We start from the raw sequence: 17,352 nt of genomic DNA, 5'->3' as shown, positions 1-17,352 counted from the left end.
CTCCCTTTATACCAATGCTAATTGAGGGTTATGCGTAAACTAAACCCGAAATTGCTGAAAGAAGTATTAAAGGTCTGTGATGTATACGGCTTGGTAATATTTGAATCGTAAAACAACTTAACGTTAAAACGCTGGTTTAAGATATAATCTACCGTAGGTCTGAAGGTGATATTCTTAGCCCCTGATGATACTTCTGCTTCTAAAACATCTGCTCTGTAGATAACCGTCTTGTTATCTCTTACCGCCACATCAAGTTTAAAATCCATGTTATTATCCATCTTAAGTTGCTTAAACCAACCAAAAGGGAAACGGAACTTCGTGGTCCGGTAGCCAATCCCAAACACCATATTATTTTCTGATAACTGGGCCAGCTGACTGTTTGCGAAACTTAATCCGAGTAATCTGGTCCTCCCCATTTCAAAATTTGCCGTCAGGTTGTTTTTCAAACGGGTATCGACACCAATCAAAGGAGAAAATTGCTCTGCTATTGTTACTTGTGCATACTGATAAAAAGGAAGGAAATTCTGGTTTTCATCTCTGCTGCTTACATAACCGTCAGCTTCCTGATAGCGGATCAATGAATTAAAGCCATTTACGCTATAGATAGAGCGATAGGCATGTCGTATATCAATTGATTTAAAATTTTCTTCCAGGAAGCCTATTCTGGATAAACCACCATAATTTATTCTCCAGTTCGGCAGGGGAATCTTAGGGAAAGAATTCAATTTCACTGAAGATGCACTCTTACCAGTATAGGCCGCAATGAAAGCAGAGATAATCACATCTTGTGAATTTTGATTATAACCATCGGCATAGCCACCAATATTACCTGCAGAATTTACGTTTCTGATTCCCAGTCGCTGAGAAATTACCTGCCTGTTTGCCATAAACTGGTTAAACAGTTTTGATATCGTACTGCCCGACTTTTCAGAAAAGGCTGTACCTAGTGTAATAAATGAAATACTATAATCTCCGGTAGTGGTGGGACTGAGATTACGGAAGCTGCCCATATTGTTATCGTACCTGAAGTTGGTAGAATAATTCATCGTTCTGTTTTTGTTAGCAGTCAACGTAATGCGAAAATCTCTGAATGGTTCCAGCACACTGGTAAAACTTAAATCTTCTCTTAATGTATTGATATAAAGTTGCGACTGCAGGGTGTCCGTCGTAATCCACCCGCTGTTAATAGCCATTTGCCTGATATCGCGCTGGCTACCAAATACGAATCCTAATCCCGGTGCACCGGTGATATTATCTATTCCGAAATAATCTGTAGTAGGTAAATAGCCTGGTAAAAAGATTCCCTTGGTTTGTGTATAGGCAGCATTGACATTTTTGATGGTGGTCAGTAAATTAACAAATAAGCCGGGACCACTTTTATCATCATCACTATTTTTTGCTCTTCTTAAAAAACCAATCTTATTGTATAAACCCACAAAATTCAGGGTTGGATTTACCTGAATTGTTCTGGAATTCTGGATAGTATTTCCCAGATTAATTGAAGGATCCCTTAAGGTCGACAAAGGTTCTGTCTGCCAGTTAAAGTTTGTTCCGTAACGGGTAGCTACATTGATCCAGTCCATACCGGGAAGCTTATTGACAGGCAGGGCATAAGTAATATTCATATTATGACTGTAATCAGTTGTCCGCCCCAGACTTTTTAAATTTTGCCATACCGTATCTCGTTTCAATCCTTCTATTTTACCATCTGGTTCATCAATGATGGAATAATTTGTTGCATCGAAATCCAGGGTCAGTGATCGGGTCAGGTTCCACGAAATAGCATAAACCCTCGTCACCAGGAAGTTTTTATTATAAGTCGTATTTATTGGGATAGCATTTTGGGGATCATTATTTCTCAAGCTGTTTTCTGAGTAGAAACGATCCAGGTCAACCCTAAAGTTGATTGAACTTGGCAATAAACTGAAGTTAACATCTCTCAAAAGAGCCAGTGTATTAGACTTGATTATTTTATCAAATGGCCTGTAGTTTTTTGGCGTTGCCGAATAGTTATAGGCCAGCGATCCGCGATAAGTTTTCTGTATGGTATTTTCATTGATAAAATCATGGTGCAGGAATTTGGTATAAGAATAACTGACACTCAGATTTTCCACATCCCACAATTGTGGCTTTTTCTCTGTATTTGTACGTTCCTTGTGTACATTGGTAAAGTTGATGCTGTTCCTCGTTGTTACGTCCTGAGCATAATCCAGAATCTGTTTTTTCTCCTCTTTACTGGCTGTTCTCAATGCCGTTTTCAATTCAATATCAGGTGTTCTCGGATCATATTGCGGCGTACTTACCTGACTTGAATAGCTGACAAACATGGGCACCTTTATCCCTGTCTTCTGCGGGAAAAACTTACCCAGTTCCATACTGGATGACACATCAAAAAATGTATTATCAGCCCTGTTTCGTTCACTTACTCTTTTATCTAAAGATCCGAAGCCTATCGTAGCCTTACTCCCTGAAACATTCACCTCTGCAAAATCGGCCAGCTGTGCATTCATCCTTGCTGTTGCTGCCCAGCCTCCACGCTCATCAAACTCAGTTAAACGCAGCTCATTAAACCATACCTGCGCACTCTTCTCCAACCCATCATCATTTCCGGGAGAGGAAGGGTTCTTCAACGGATTTTTCACACCCAGCATATATACTTTAACCTGGCTCATATCCGGCTGTCCTTTAATGGTAATTGTCTTATTGCCATCTACAACATAGGTATATGGATCACTGATATTCCAGGCATCACCATTGGCATTTGTTGCCCTATTTCTGGCGATTTTTGCATTCTGGAACAGCTCCAGCGGTATATCTATCTTATTGGCGTCTGGCCAGATAGCATATGGATCACTTGTATTGGGTTGCGTAACCGTTAATGGTTGCAGATACTCATAATAGTTATCCTGATTGTCTGTTCCAATTCTGATAAAAGCGCTCAGATCATTCGTACTGACAATCGAATTCCCGAGGGATTCAAGGTGAACAAACATCTCCAGTCTTTTGTAAGACCTGAAATCGTTCAGCGCAGTTTTGAAAGCAGCACGACCATATCCATCACGTAAATTGGTGATCGTAAAAGCCAGTGACTGCTCATTCTGCCTGGTATTTGTTCTGTAGTTGTTGAAATCAAGCTCTCTTTGAATCCCCGGTGGCACTACATACGGAATTGGGGACCGCTTTCCATTTTCTTCTATATTCACTGTGCTGATCTCAATAGTTGAATTATCCGGGGTCACTGTTGTTAGCGCCGGATCTGTAATGATCTGATTGCTTTCATTATTACCATTGTATTTTCTCCACTCCCCTCTAACCAGCTGAATCTTTGCAAATCTTAAAATAGTAGTATCCGCAAAATCTGTAAGGAACATCCTGAAAAAACGGATAGATTTAAAATCTTGTATGTTACCAACTTTCTGCTGGTAATCTGATAAAGGAATTCTGATCTGGTACCAGGTTACCGGTTGTGTCTGACCATTAGCAAGTTTAACCTGCGAGGTAACCGCATCTGTCACATAATTTTTTCCTACTTCAAGATCACCTTTCCGCATCGAAACTTTATATTGAAAATACTCGTCCGATTGTGTCATGTTGTTATCCCTGTTCACATCTTCTCCGTCCGGTAATGAAGTAGACGCAGAATTTTCTATACCTAACTCTTCCTGTGATTGCTGAGAGGTTTTAGAATTTCCTTCTGGTCCGTTGTACTTTTCGTATCGTTTCAAAATGCCGGCATTAGCCTGGTCCAGTGCCGTACCCCTGTAATACGTATAATCATCAGAACTTGGATCATTATCAATTGCAGCAGCGGCTGTAGCATTCAGCTGAGTTTTGATCTGTGCCAAAGGAGTTGCAAATTTCGTTTTCTCATCAACGCTGCTCAAACCATCCAAACCAACATCTTGTGCTTTCCTTGCCGCAGGATCATTATCAAAGGCCTGCACAATAGGCTGCAATTTGGGTACGCGGCCCCAGTTGGTTTCGTCATATTTTGTCGGATCTCCATTGGCAGGCAGCCCATTCTCCAGCGACTTTCTGCCGTCTTTTAAAATATCTTCCGAGATATTTCCAATGTTAAAATATAAATCTCCTCCTCTGGAATCCGGTTTATAAATATGGGGATCCATCACCCATAACTCAATGTACTCAATATTTAACGCCTGAAAGTCATTTGTCTCAATCTTGCGGAACAAACCTCCCCAGCGGGATCTTGGATTGATAAAATCACCATTTGCATTAAAGCCGCTGGTGGTATAGTTATAAGGACCACGTTGCGTCGGGTAAAATGCGACATCCAGCGTAGGTAGTGAAACAGACTGTCCTGTTGGGGTTTCCTTGAACGGAAAAACTTCCTGTTCAATAATCTCTCTCACATAGTGGTTTGATAATTCGTTCCTGTTATTCCGCAGATTCTCAGGGATAGTTGTTCCTCCCCTGTTATAAAAAGATGGATCAATGTTGTAAAATGCAATTCGTGCCCTGTTATAACCATAAGCAAGGTTATCTATTAACTGTGCTTCCTGGAAAAGCTGTGGCGTACCAGACAGCTGCCATGAAATGGCACTTTTCAAATCAATCACTGATCGTGATGCTTCAAAATCATCCAGATAACTCACCCCGCCTTTTTTCCCTTCACCATTTAATGCTGCCGGATGGCCGGGAACCAGTTGGGCAAACTCTCCTGAAAAAGCGAACTTAGAAGGCACCTTAGTAGAAATAAATGGTAATTTGTCAACCAGCTTCGTTAAAAACCTGGAGCTTGTGCTATAATTGAGGTCAAAACCCCAGATGGTATTGGAAATAGGCTCCTCCCCGATGTTAACTTTAGGCGTAAGCGGCTTTTCAGAAAGGTTCATGTAAGTACCGCCAATATTCAGCTTATTATTCACCTTATAGTCAAGCCTGGTTCCAAACAGAGATCGCTGCTGTAAGCCAAAAAGTTCGTTATTCTCTGTTGTAATTCGAATTGGCTGACCAGAGATCAGCAGTCCTGTATTGATTATTTTCACTCTCCCGCCCTGATAATCGACAGTAAAATCAGCACCCTCCTGTAAAGGGATAGTTCCTGAAAATACTTTTACCGACCCTTCAGGAACATTAATTGAATTCAGGCTGAATTCAGATGCCACTTCTGACTGATAATATCCTTTTATAATGTACCGGTTCTGACTGGTAAATAATTGCTGTGCTACTACTTTGGTGGAATCATACAATGCCTGATAAGTATATTTATCGATCAGGTTCTGTTCACCGGGATTAAACTGTGCAGCCAGATCTTTACCAAAAGGTTCTATTAAGGGAAATATAACACGACCGTTGAGCGGATCAATGGTGATATATCCGGTACTTGTATTTGAAGAGAATGTAGCCAGGCTGGAGCTGGTTAGGGAAGCGTTTAAGTTCCCCATAGAAGTAGCCGTACTCCCACTGTTGGTACTGGTAAATGGCCGGTCTTCGGCTTCAAAATCAAACACCCCATCTGGTTTACGTTCATTCTGCTGGTTTAGCCGGTCCAATCCTACTACCTGCAGCCATAACTTGTTTTTCAGCGGTCGCCGGAATTCATCAAATTTCTCACCTTCATCAATCAGCGGACGCTCAATTCCTGTTTTATTGTCTATCCTGAAAACATCTAGTTTGAAGTTTTGCGGACTAATCTGATACCCGCCTATAGAATAGATGTTTTTCATCATCAGATCCCAGGTAGGTAAATTGGTTTTAGTCGTTTCATTTTTCAGCAACTTTGCAAATAAGACTTTCGGTGTCGCCTGATCAAAATTAACATCAGTAGAGAATTCTCCAACCTGATATTCTACCCCGTTAAAGGTGTACCGGAATACAACCGCCAACACCTCATCGGCATTTAAAGCATTGTTCAGTGATACATAACCCAATTGCGGATGGAAGGTATATTCCTTATCAGATAACTTCCTCGCGTAAGTCAGCTTTCCAAAGTTATCAGTCCCCCCATTGGCTTGAAAATAAGAAATGATCGCATTAGAGTTGGTCAGCCTCGCATCAGCAGGCAAACGTGATAACAGATCATTAGACTGTCTTGGTCCTTGTGGTAATGCGTAGCCGGAAGGTAACAGAGAAAATGCTGCCCCTCCATTTACTTGTGCAACATTATACGGAGTGTTTTCTCCTAAATCGATAAAACCCAGTACATCCCTTGAATCTTGTGTATTACCCGTTTTATTGGTGATCCATACTTCTATTTTCGTAATGTTTACACCCGATGTAATTGTTGGTGGTGTAGATAAAGTTTTATTGTAATTATCCCGGAAGTACTGTGCTAAAAAGTAATGCTTATTCGCCTCATAATTGTCACCGCTAATCCTGAATTCATTTTGCTGGGCGCCATTATTGATCTGCAATTCTCTGGACTGCGATTTCTGCTGTGTAAAGACAGTGGTTACATTCAGCTTACCAAATTGCAACTGGGTTTTAATCCCGAATAATGCCTGTGTACCTGTGATCAGAGAAGTACTTAAAGGTAAATTTACGTTACCCGCCTCAATTTTTTTAATGATATCATCTTCTCCGCCGGTCCAGTCCAGTTTGATCTGATTTTCAAAATCGAACTGTGCCTCTGTATTATAGTTCAGATTGAGTTTAACATTCGTACCGATATTACCCACCACGTCCATCTGGATACGCTGGTTAAAATCAAAATTACTCTGCACCCGCTGGCGTTCATTAAACAGCGGGTTTTCGTTTTTATTTATACGTCCTAAAAAGGTGAGTTCAGCTTCTCCCCGTGGCTGAATATTAATAACATTACTACCAAATATTTTTTCAAAAGCTTTACTATTAACAGTGAGGCTGGGAATAATTCCGGTTTGCCTCACATTATCCACCTCTGCATTAGAAATTACCCTCCAGTTATCTCTTTTAATTTCACTGTTGATCAAGCGCTGGTACTCGTCAATCGTCAGGTATTGTGGCGGATTAAAAAATCTGCCGCCAACTTTATTTCTGATGATATAACGTTTATTTTTTGCATCATATTCCACTTCCCTGGTAAAGTTATCCGGGAGAGGTGAAAATGAATCGCCGGATTGGCGAATTCCCAATCTTTGCTTTTCTTTCAGGCCGAAGTTATTCTTTGTACTATCTGCATTAGATGTGCGCCGAACCTGTGAAAAAGCATATTGCCAGCAAAAGAAAAATATGAATAAAACAACTAAAGTAAAAGTCTTTCTCAAAGGCAATTATATTATAAGTTCTTTAAAGCTATCTTAATCATTTGTTCAACCGACAAGTCGTTGCCATTGCTCTTAACAGCATTATCAATAACCTTTTCGGCAGGAATTTTCGCAAAGCCCAGCATCATCAATGCAGACAAAGCCTCTTCACGTACAGTATTATTTAATGGCGCCGAGATTAATGACCCACTACCTTCTTTTTTTAACTTATCCTGCAATTCCAGTACTAACCGCTGCGCAGATTTCACACCAATACCTTTGATACGCTGTATAAGCGGCAAATCAGCGTTTACGATCGCTGTTTGAATTTCTACAGGTGTGATGGAGGAAAGCATCATCCTTCCGGTATTCGGACCTATTCCGGAAACCGAAATCAAATGCAGGAATAACCTGCGTTCACCTTCATCAATAAAACCATACAGCGTATGCGCATCTTCCTTAACATGCAGCCAAACATATACTTTACACCTTTCTTTGTCGCCCAGCCCACTGTAAGTATTCAACGAAATATTAATATGATAGCCAATTCCTCCTGCCTCAACCACAATATATGCAGGGCATTTAAAGGTCAGTCTGCCATCTATATAATCAAACATAATTTTATTTTTTTAAGCCTGCGCTAAGCTACTAAAAGGAAATATATCTATATGCAATAAAATGTTAAGGAAAGCCTCGAAAAGAAGAAATAAATTTAACGCCCATCTTATTATATGGACAGGATAAAGCATGCTGACCTGAATTTTACTCATAAGCTACACAGTAAAAGGAAATCACAATTGTTATTATCGATAAACAGGTAATAGATAACAAACAAATATCAGGAAATAATTCAGCAAATAAATGCGGGAATGAAGGATGAACAAAAAGAACAAGATTAGATTTTGTCCATTTTCTGACTACTTTTAGCTTTATAAGAAATATACTTTTTAGCAGTTTTAGGTTCAGCAGTTTTGATAATTGCGCCGCTTTTCGCTACGATCAGCTTTTGGCCGGGCACAATATTGTTGCCTTTCAGCTTATTCCATACTTTCAGATCCTGTATCTCAATATGGTACTGGTCGGCTATTTCACCCAGATTCTGTCCGGATTTAACGTGGTGGTAAACCGGATTATACTTTCGTTCCGGAGCAGGAGTGACTTTTACTTTTTTATGTAATCTCCGGTCATCATTAGAGGCAAGAATAATCTTTGTATCCGTATCCAGGCTGCTATTGTTCAGTACCTCATAGATCATCGCAAAATTAGTTAAACTCACCTTCGGCATAATAATCCGCTTAGGGGATTCAGCAGATCCGTTCACGATTTTTTTCTTATAAGATGGATTTAGGTCAAACAGCTCATCTTCCTCTATTGATAGTGCCTGTGCAACGTCGGTCAGGGAAATGAATCTGTTTACCTGGATGGTATCAGTCTTCATTGCAAAAAAAGATTTTTGCGCTTTAATCTGATGTTTTTCAGGACAGTTCATCACGTAAATAGCTGCGATAAATGCAGGTACATAATTTCTTGTTTCTAATGGCAGATAAGGTCTGATCTGCCAGAAATCTCTGGAATGCGCCTTGATAATTGCCCGGTTCACATTGCCCGTTCCGCAATTATACGCCGCTATAGCCAACAGCCAGTCACCAAGCTCGGCATATGCATCTCTAAAATAAGCAGCGGCAGCATAACTTGCCTGAATAGGATCTTTTCGTTCGTCTACGAAGTTATCCATATTCAATCCATAACCTTTCGCAGTAGAAAACATAAATTGCCATAAACCTGTAGCACCAACTCTTGAGATCGCATGAGAATTCATGGATGACTCAATAATGGGTAAATATTTAAGTTCCATTGGAACATTATATTCGCGTAAGGCATTTTCAAAAATGGGAAAATAATATTCAGACAGGCCCAGCATTTTTCCCATCATCTCTTTCCGTCCGCTATAGACTTCAATATACTTTTGTACGGATTCATTATAACTCAAAGGAATCTCCCGCTGAATGGAATCAAGACGCTTCTTATAGGTAAAGTTATAGTTGTAAAACAAGGGGTTTTCCATTACCACCGGCACAGCAGCAGTATCACTTGATAAGGTGGGCGACAAAAATCCTGTCGCTGTTATATTTCTTACGGAATCTAATCTGTTAATCTTTTGCTGAGCCAAACCAGTAGCGGCCGACAATACAAGCATACAAAAGCATAGGGTGAGTATATTTTTTTTCATAGGCTTCTCCTGCAATTAAGCAATGGAATATTTTTGATTAAAGATAAACTTGAGCAGTCGTTAAATTTAAGAAACTATTTGACATAGAAAGCAACGTGTTTTCATCAAAGTGTTTTGCCATTAACTGTACACTTAACGGCAAACCTTCACTATTATTGCCCAAAGGAATTGATATTGCCGGTATGCCAGTTAATGACGCTAAAACTGTAAAAATATCAGCCATATACATAACCAGCGGATCATTCATGTTCTCCCCTATTTTAAATGGAGGAGTAGGAGCCACAGGAAGCAGAATTACATCAAAATCCAAAAACAGCTTTTCGATCTTATCCCTGATCAGTCTCCTCACCTGTTGTGCTTTCTGATAATACGCATCATAATAACCTGCACTGAGTACAAAGGTTCCCAGTAAAATACGTTTTTTTACTTCCTCACCAAAGCCTTCGGCTCTCGATTTTTTATATAAATCGTTTAAGCTAAGTGCGCTTGTATTTCTATAACCATAATGCACCCCATCATACCTGGAAAGGTTAGATGAAGCCTCTGCAGCAGTTAAAACATAATATGCTGGTACGAGATAATCCAAAAGGTCAAAAGAAACATATTCAATAGTATGCCCCTGCGCCTTAAATTCTTCAATTGCATTCAGAAGAGATGTTTTTATTTCCGGATCAAGTGCTTCACTTTCCAGTGTCTCTTTCAATACAGCAATCCGTTTAGGCTCATCAGCATTGATTTGATCGGTATATGCAGGAACAGCTAAAGTCGAAACCGTACTGTCATGTTCGTCAGCACCTGCCAGAACTTCAAGCAATAACGCTGCATCACTGATAGATGAGGTCAATGTACCTACCTGGTCGAAAGAGGAAGCATAAGAAATTACACCATACCTGGAGATACGCCCATAAGTAGGTTTTAGTCCGATACAGCCACAGAAAGCAGCAGGCTGTCTAACAGACCCGCCTGTATCTGTACCCAGAGCGGCAAGGCATAAGTCGGCCTGAACAGCAACAGCCGATCCACCTGAAGACCCTCCGGAAACACGTTCCGTATCTGCAGCATTGCGCACGGGACCATAGTAAGAAGTCTCATTGGATCCGCCCATCGCAAATTCATCACAGTTTAACCTGCCGATAATAATTGCATCTTCCTGTAGCAGACGCTCTACTACTGTAGAAGAATAAGGGGAGATAAAACCCTCCAGCATCTTAGAAGACGCAGTGGTCGCATGATCTTTATAAAGAATATTATCCTTAATACCGATGACCATACCTGCAAGCTTACCTGCAGTACCATTATCTATCTTTTTCTGTATTAAAGCAGCCTGATCATTTGCGGAATAAAAAAACACCTCATTGAATGCATTGAGGTGTTTATTCGCTTCAATTTGCTTAAAATAATAATCAAGCAACGCTGAAAGATGAAGTTGTTTTTTACTGATGAGAGACTGTATCTCTGCTAAAGAGCTGTACTTCTTCAAACTATAAGAAAGAATTAAAGGTTAACAAAATTCAATAAATAACACAAAAACCTACAAAGGTTTATGTGTATTGGTACGGTTAGCATTTACAGATTCATTATCATCTGCTCCATCTTTTCCGTCTTTGAATTCTTTCACACCTTTACCCAGTCCGCGCATGAGTTCCGGAATTTTTTTACCACCAAAAAGTAATAACACAACGACTAAAATAATGATAATCTCTGGTGTACCCAAGGCTGCTAATATGGTTGTATTTAACATAATCTTTAGTTAATTTTATTTTTTTCTATTTCTAATTTCTCCGCAGGCGCTGCAATATCAGTATGTTCTGCCGGAGCAGTATCTTTATTCAAATTAATCGGTTCCTTTACTTCATTCTTTGGATACATCTGCTCTTCAAGAGTTTCAGTAGGGCTTTTGGTCTCAGTAGTGGTTGCATAGGTACCATCTGCTTTTAGTTCATCATCAATATCCATAGCATTAATATTCCTGTGGATTTCTCTTTTAACGCCTTCAGAAGCATCCTTAAAATCTCTGATCCCCTTGCCTAAGCCTCGTGCCAGCTCAGGTAATTTCTTACCACCAAAAAGCAACAGCACAACTGCAAGGATCAACATGATCTCCCCACCACCCATATTTAAGAATTCAACTAATATTCCTGTATACATCTCAACTTGATTTTATAATATAACAAATATAAACATTTTAGATCCAATAATTTATTTGGCAATCCAGGCCTCCGGATTCAACTTAGACTGACCTCTCATTATTTCAAAGTGAAGTAAAGCGCCATCTGAAGTCGTTGCCACAGTTCCCAGCGTCTGTCTCGTATCTACTTTATCTCCTTTAGCAACAGTCGGTGATTTAATATTCTGGTAAATTGTAAAATAATCACCATGCCTCAATGCCACTACATAAATTCCCTGTATCATTGTCACAAATAATACATCCCCACCAAATACTGCTCTTACCGATGCACCTTCACTGGTCAGGATATTAACACCATCATTGGTATACCCTGCCTCTCCTTCTTTATGCCTGCCAAATCCTTCCGTAATGGACCCTTGTCCAACCGGCCACGGCAAACGGCCACGATTATTTTCAAACCCTGCAGACAACTTTGCTGCTTCCGGCGTAGCAGTAAGATAATTACTGGTAGTCTTAGCTCTTTCAACAGGTGCCGGTTTATTATCTGCTTTAGCTTTTGCCGCAGCGATCCGTGCCTCTTCCTCTGCTCTTTTCCTGGCTAATGCAATTTCACGCTGAATGGCATTTCTAATTTGTCTGTCAATTGCCGATTGTTGTTTTTTACGTCTGGCAATATCCTGACTGAACTGGCGCTCCTGCTTACTGAATTTGCTCAATACAGAAGACTGTTCATTTTTATTTTTAGCCAGTTTACTTTGTTCAGTTTCCTGCTCACGTAAGAGACTGCTTTTTGCTTTTAAACTCTTATCCAGCACAACAATCTTATAGTTCAGATTTTTTTCAGTCCCCTGGATATAATCAGCTTGTTTTTTACGGTACTGACCAAACTGCTGTAAATATTTAATTCTTTTATAAGCCTGGTTAAAATCCTTCGCAGCAAAAATAAACATCATTTTATCATATGAATTTTTATTCCGCTGTGCAAATCTTATCATACCGGCATATTCCTTTTTCAGCTGTGCCAGTTGCCCCTGCAATGAATGTACGGTATTTGTATTTTCATGGATTTCATTATCCAGGTTTTTTATCTCAGAATTGATGACGGTGATCTTGCTTTGCATTAAGCTGATCTTGGTATTCAGTGCACGAATTTCACCCAGCGTAAGTTTTTTACTCTGTGCCGCTTTATTCAGATTTTTCTGCAGCAGTTCGATCTCTCTCTGGATAGCTTCCTTTTTTCTTTTAAGCTGAGAGCTGCTTTGGGCTATAGCCGAAGATGCAAACGTAACAAACAAAAGTAACAGAAGTAATTTGTGTAGCTTCATTGCATCAAAAGTATGAAAAAAATTAGTTTATTGTCTCAAACCTTTTAGGAACTGTAAACGGAAAATCCAGTTGAACATTGCGCTCAATTTTAGAAAAGTTGAATGCAATACTGATTTTATCCTTACCAGACACAGAGTTCACTTTTACTACCGAAGGAAACAAAACGGCTTCCACCAGTTGATAATCCGCATACTCTACCTTTAAGGCCTGGCCTGTAGTCACATTATTTAACTCCGTTACTGATGGTTTCAATAAAGTATTAAAAAGCAGATTAAATGCAAGATCCCCCTGTTCACCTTTGATTCTGAATCCGGTAGCCTCCAGATCAGGTGTGGCTTTTTCATTCGTGAAATCAGCTATCGTATTTCCTGTCAGGATCGACTGCAACATAGTGAAGCTAACTTGTTTATTGGCAAACTTGCGTACATAGCTAAATGGCTTTTTTAAGACGACCGACTGTATCCTGTTTATTACCAGGAGACTATCTGGCGTAATCAGCGCACGTGCTACTTCAATTCCAGCAATTGCAGTAATGCTGATCCATATTTTCTCGTCTTTTTTGATCCTGATGGCCATGTTTACGCTATTGTCATTGCCGTTGATATTCAATTTGGCTTTGGACTTTAAAGACAATGTGGTGTAAACTACGTCTTTACTCTTCAGCAATTTCAGGTTCTCTGATTTTTTATCATTAACTGCTGGCTTTTCTGCAGCTACAGCAGGATTTCCAACAATAACCTTTTTAGTTTTGCAGGCCATAGTCAGGCTCAGCACGAGTAAAAGCAGTATGCTATTTAATATATTTCTTTTCATTTATCTTACGTTTTAATAAAGGAGACCCATTTCCTGCATCCAGCGACTTTTGCCATTGGATCATTGCCTGCTGCTGTTCGCCCAGAAAAAATAGAATATCGCCATAATGTTCCAGATAAACGCTGTTATCAACAGCATTGTTTTTTAAGGCACGCTCAATCCATACTTTAGCATCTTCATACTTTGCCCTTTTAAACAACACGAAGGCATAAGTATCAGCCACAGAAGCATCCTCAGGCAATGCTTTTGCCGCAGTTGCAATCAAACTTTCAGCCCTGTTCATCTGCTCATTTCTTAACGCCAGGTAATAAGCATAATTATTCATGATCAGATAATTCCCGGGATCCAGCTCCAGCGCCTTATTGAAGGAAACCTCCGCAGCAGCAAGTTTATGTTCATCTATCAGAATTTCTGCCTGCAGTGCAAATATTAATGCTTGCAAAGCTTTATTCTCACCATCTAGCTGTAAAGCAGTTCTGATATAAGTCAGCGCTGTATTATTTTGTACTTCCCTGTGAAGCGCAAAAGCCATATAATAGTTTAAAATCGCCTGATTGGGATAAATTGCCAAGGCAGCATCGCCCATTACGATCATTTCTTTATACTGGCCAAGAAGAATCTGTATATTGAGTACCTTTTCCCATACTCCATACAATTGGTCTGTTAGTCTTAATGCCTTTTTATATGCAGTGAGCGCAGCAGGCAAATCTCCTGTTTCAAATAATACATCTCCATATAAAGCCAGAAACAACGGATCTTCCTGCCGGGCATCTGCAATTCCTGTTAATATTTTTGCCGCGTTTGCGAAATCCTTTTTACCAATATAAGCAGTGGCGAGTGCCAGTGGCTCAGTGTTGTCCGTTTGCTGGTTTACAGCAGGAGAAGAATTACTATCTTCATTTATTCGTCCCCTGGCCTGATCCAGCGCGGGTGAGGACCCAAATTTCTGTTCAATAAGTTGATAACCCTGCAAAGCCTCCTGTTTTTTACCTGCAATAAGTAACGCGTTTGACCTGTCGAAATAATAACTCTGCTCTTCCGGCAACAAAACGATCAGCTGATCAAAAACAGGCACGAGCGCTTTCATATTCCCGTTTCTTTTATACAACTCCGCTAATAGCTTCAAGTACCACGGATTTGTTTTGTTAAGCGAGATAGCCCTCTTTATATCAATTTCTGCATCAGGTATCCGGTCCAGACGATATTTCAATAAGGCGAGTTCATAATAGGCCGCATCGTTATTTGGGTCAAGCGCCACAATCTTGCTGAAACTTATATTTTCTCTGCTATAGTCATCATTCAATTTATCACGTAAGCCTGCAAAAAAGAGTTGTTTTATGGTCGTGCTATCGGTAGCCGATAACACTTTGAGCTGTGCATTGGTATACAATGCTCCAAATAACATCAACCATAAAACAACAGCTAATTTCATATCAATTATTTACCTGTATGTCCATATCCTCCTGCGCCACGTGCAGTATCACTTAGTTCTTCCACACTATCCCAAACCACAGTCTCATGTTTGGCTATCACCATCTGTGCTATCCTGTCCCCGTTTTTTACCACAAAGTCAGTATCAGAGTGGTTAATCAGCAATACTTTGATCTCCCCTCTGTAATCGGCATCAATCGTACCGGGTGAATTAACAATGCTGATTCCATTTTTATAAGCCAGACCACTACGCGGGCGAATCTGAGCTTCATATCCAATCGGCAATTCGATATGTAAACCCGTAGGAACTAATACACGCTGTGCTGGTTTAATTACAATTTCTTCTGCTGTAAAGGCACGCATATCCATTCCGGCAGCATGGGCTGTTTCATATTGTGGTAATGCCAATCCTGACTTGTTAATAATTCTAATATTCATCGATTGTGTTATTTTGTTTTCAATAATTTAATAATATCGCCTTTTTCCAACTGAAATATACCTGCCAGAAATAAGATCAGCAAACCATTTCCTATAAATATGTTTTGTTTAAAGGTATAAAATGATAAATAAACCAACAGAATGGAAACGCTTAAATATCCTGTCATCCGTTTCAGATTATAAGGTATAGGATAATGTTTTTGTCCCAATACATAAGAGATCACCATAATCATAAAATAGGCAAGCATACTAACCCAGGCAGACCCCATATAGCTGTATTTTGGGATCAGAATAATGTTCATAACGATCGTAAATACTGCGCCGATCAGGGAAATATAAAGACCATACCGGGTTTGGTCTGACAGGCGGTACCAGATAGAAAGATTCATATAAATCCCCAGACATACATAACCAAATAATAAAAATGGCACTGCCGGTAATCCTATCCAGAATTTACTGTTGATAAAGTATTTTAAGATGCCAATATTGGCAATCAGGCCGACAAACAAAATTGCCAATGCCAGTACAAAGTAATTCAATATGGTGGCATAAGTATTTTTAGCATTTTCATTTTTGGCATGGCTGAAGAAAAACGGCTCTGCTCCTAATCGAAATGCTGTATTAAAAATGCTGATAAAAATAGCCAGCTTGCATACAGCCCCGTAGATTCCTATCTCATGGTCTGCAATGTTGGTAGGCAAATATTTACTCAATAAGATTTTGTCCAGATTTTCATTGATGATAAATGACAAGTTAGCCACCAGCACCGGCCAGCTGTACCCGAACATTTTGTAAAATAATGATTTATCAAATTTCAATTGCAGGTTCCGGAACTGCGGCAGCAGCATCACTAAAGTTACAATGCTGGCGATAAGATTAGAGACAAATACATATCCTATCCATTTAGGCCTGAACCAGCCCGATAACCATTCTGCACCCGGCCCCTGATGTTTGATTAATGATGGTATAATGAAAATGAAAAGCAGATTGAAGCCAACAAAAAACCCTATATTCAGAAATTTAATCAGACTGTATTTGAAAGGTTTTCCATCAGCTCTTAACTTGGCAAACGGAATAATACTGATGGCATCGAAAAAAAGAACCCAGACAAAAAATTGTACATATTTCCGCTGATCTGCTAAGCCGGAAATATTTCCATTCAAAGTAAACCGGGCAAAGTAATCATTAAAAACAAGGCCTGTTATTAAAAATAAAACCGCCATGAAGCTAATAATCCAAAAACTATTATTGTATACTTCCTGCTTTCTGTCTTCGTGTTTATTCAGGTAACGAAAAAAAGTAGTCTCCATTCCAAAAGCAAGAATGGGATTAATTAAGCTCACATAACTATACATTTTCGTAAACACCCCATATACACCTTCTGCATAAACAGTGGTATAGATAGGTGTCAGAATAAAATTGAACAGTCTGGAGAAAATAGTACTCAGACCATAAACCAAGGTCTGCCCTGCAAACTTTTTATAGATCGACATGCGCTGGCTTACTTTTTAATAATTTCAAAATTCCTGTAGTTCTTCAGTTCGCCGCTGGTCACTTCCACATTTTCAATCTTAGCCCTGTCTGGTCCTTCATTACACCATTCCAGAAAAACTTCCAGCAAAGTATCATCACCTTCAGCTTCAATATATAAACTACCATCTTTCTCGTTTCTAACCATTCCCCTAACCCCCATTTGATCGGCTACTACTTTTGTGGTATATCTAAAAGATACACCCTGTACTTTACCTGTTATTCTAATAACTATATGTTTCATCAATGATATTTGTTTTCTTCTACTT

Annotated in this window: 12 protein-coding genes; all 12 read right to left on the bottom strand. The window is 39.6% G+C overall.

From position 1 onward, the window contains the following. Positions 1 to 17 precede the first annotated feature (17 nt). The 12 genes from sprA to OQX62_RS17600 all read right to left on the bottom strand — a co-directional run bounded on the left by sprA (position 18) and on the right by OQX62_RS17600 (position 17,327). The gene (gene sprA / locus OQX62_RS17655) at positions 18 to 7,208 is read right to left on the bottom strand and encodes a cell surface protein SprA (protein ID WP_265832946.1); all 7,191 of its coding nucleotides are present in this window, start codon (positions 7,206 to 7,208) and stop codon (positions 18 to 20) included. Between the two features lie 11 nt (positions 7,209 to 7,219). Then, complete coding sequence (gene ruvA / locus OQX62_RS17650) at positions 7,220 to 7,804, bottom strand: Holliday junction branch migration protein RuvA (protein WP_265832945.1); 585 nt, start codon at positions 7,802 to 7,804, stop codon at positions 7,220 to 7,222. Positions 7,805 to 8,082: 278 nt separating this feature from the next. After that, positions 8,083 to 9,417: a lytic transglycosylase domain-containing protein gene (locus OQX62_RS17645; RefSeq protein WP_265832944.1), complete on the bottom strand. Its 1,335-nt coding sequence runs from the start codon at positions 9,415 to 9,417 to the stop codon at positions 8,083 to 8,085. A 37-nt stretch (positions 9,418 to 9,454) separates the two neighbouring features. After that, on the bottom strand, positions 9,455 to 10,897 hold the full coding sequence (gene gatA / locus OQX62_RS17640) for an Asp-tRNA(Asn)/Glu-tRNA(Gln) amidotransferase subunit GatA (protein WP_265832943.1): 1,443 nt from the start codon (positions 10,895 to 10,897) through the stop codon (positions 9,455 to 9,457). 51 nt (positions 10,898 to 10,948) lie between these two features. Beyond that, positions 10,949 to 11,158 (bottom strand): twin-arginine translocase TatA/TatE family subunit, encoded by a 210-nt coding sequence (tatA, locus tag OQX62_RS17635; protein ID WP_265832942.1) that lies wholly within the window; start codon positions 11,156 to 11,158, stop codon positions 10,949 to 10,951. A gap of 5 nt (positions 11,159 to 11,163) precedes the next feature. Further along, positions 11,164 to 11,565, bottom strand: a complete 402-nt coding sequence (locus OQX62_RS17630; protein ID WP_265832941.1) for a Sec-independent protein translocase subunit TatA/TatB — start codon at positions 11,563 to 11,565, stop codon at positions 11,164 to 11,166. A gap of 51 nt (positions 11,566 to 11,616) precedes the next feature. Continuing rightward, positions 11,617 to 12,870, bottom strand: coding sequence for a murein hydrolase activator EnvC family protein (locus OQX62_RS17625; protein ID WP_265832940.1), 1,254 nt, complete (start codon positions 12,868 to 12,870; stop codon positions 11,617 to 11,619). Between the two features lie 22 nt (positions 12,871 to 12,892). After that, positions 12,893 to 13,684: a DUF4292 domain-containing protein gene (locus OQX62_RS17620; RefSeq protein WP_265832939.1), complete on the bottom strand. Its 792-nt coding sequence runs from the start codon at positions 13,682 to 13,684 to the stop codon at positions 12,893 to 12,895. Continuing rightward, positions 13,662 to 15,116 carry a tetratricopeptide repeat protein gene (locus OQX62_RS17615; RefSeq protein WP_265832938.1) on the bottom strand — a complete coding sequence of 485 codons (1,455 nt, stop codon included), beginning with the start codon at positions 15,114 to 15,116 and terminating at the stop codon, positions 13,662 to 13,664. Before OQX62_RS17615 ends, OQX62_RS17620 begins: the two co-directional genes overlap by 23 nt. Before the next feature lie 5 nt (positions 15,117 to 15,121). Next, a complete protein-coding gene (gene dut / locus OQX62_RS17610; protein ID WP_265832937.1) occupies positions 15,122 to 15,553 on the bottom strand; it encodes a dUTP diphosphatase in 432 nt (143 codons plus the stop codon). 8 nt (positions 15,554 to 15,561) lie between these two features. Then, positions 15,562 to 17,046 carry a lipopolysaccharide biosynthesis protein gene (locus OQX62_RS17605; RefSeq protein WP_265832936.1) on the bottom strand — a complete coding sequence of 495 codons (1,485 nt, stop codon included), beginning with the start codon at positions 17,044 to 17,046 and terminating at the stop codon, positions 15,562 to 15,564. An 8-nt stretch (positions 17,047 to 17,054) separates the two neighbouring features. Then, entirely contained in the window at positions 17,055 to 17,327 is a 273-nt protein-coding gene (locus OQX62_RS17600) for an acylphosphatase (protein ID WP_265832935.1), read from the bottom strand. Positions 17,328 to 17,352 lie beyond the last annotated feature (25 nt).

The organism is Pedobacter sp. MR2016-24, assembly GCF_026239655.1.
GTDB lineage: Bacteria > Bacteroidota > Bacteroidia > Sphingobacteriales > Sphingobacteriaceae > Pedobacter.
The sequence above is the reverse complement of the archived record's forward strand: the minus strand, read 5'-3'. Positions and strand labels throughout refer to the sequence as shown.

What these genes read in the sequence shown, in the direction of transcription:
- OQX62_RS17620 (WP_265832939.1), bottom strand. Translation starts at nt 13,684, where the DNA reads ATGAAAAGAAATATATTAAATAGCATACTGCTTTTACTCGTGCTGAGC.
- OQX62_RS17645 (WP_265832944.1), bottom strand. Translation starts at nt 9,417, where the DNA reads ATGAAAAAAAATATACTCACCCTATGCTTTTGTATGCTTGTATTGTCG.
- OQX62_RS17605 (WP_265832936.1), bottom strand. Translation starts at nt 17,046, where the DNA reads ATGTCGATCTATAAAAAGTTTGCAGGGCAGACCTTGGTTTATGGTCTG.
- ruvA (WP_265832945.1), bottom strand. Translation starts at nt 7,804, where the DNA reads ATGTTTGATTATATAGATGGCAGACTGACCTTTAAATGCCCTGCATAT.
- OQX62_RS17615 (WP_265832938.1), bottom strand. Translation starts at nt 15,116, where the DNA reads ATGAAATTAGCTGTTGTTTTATGGTTGATGTTATTTGGAGCATTGTAT.
- OQX62_RS17600 (WP_265832935.1), bottom strand. Translation starts at nt 17,327, where the DNA reads ATGAAACATATAGTTATTAGAATAACAGGTAAAGTACAGGGTGTATCT.
- tatA (WP_265832942.1), bottom strand. Translation starts at nt 11,158, where the DNA reads ATGTTAAATACAACCATATTAGCAGCCTTGGGTACACCAGAGATTATC.
- OQX62_RS17630 (WP_265832941.1), bottom strand. Translation starts at nt 11,565, where the DNA reads ATGTATACAGGAATATTAGTTGAATTCTTAAATATGGGTGGTGGGGAG.
- OQX62_RS17625 (WP_265832940.1), bottom strand. Translation starts at nt 12,870, where the DNA reads ATGAAGCTACACAAATTACTTCTGTTACTTTTGTTTGTTACGTTTGCA.
- dut (WP_265832937.1), bottom strand. Translation starts at nt 15,553, where the DNA reads ATGAATATTAGAATTATTAACAAGTCAGGATTGGCATTACCACAATAT.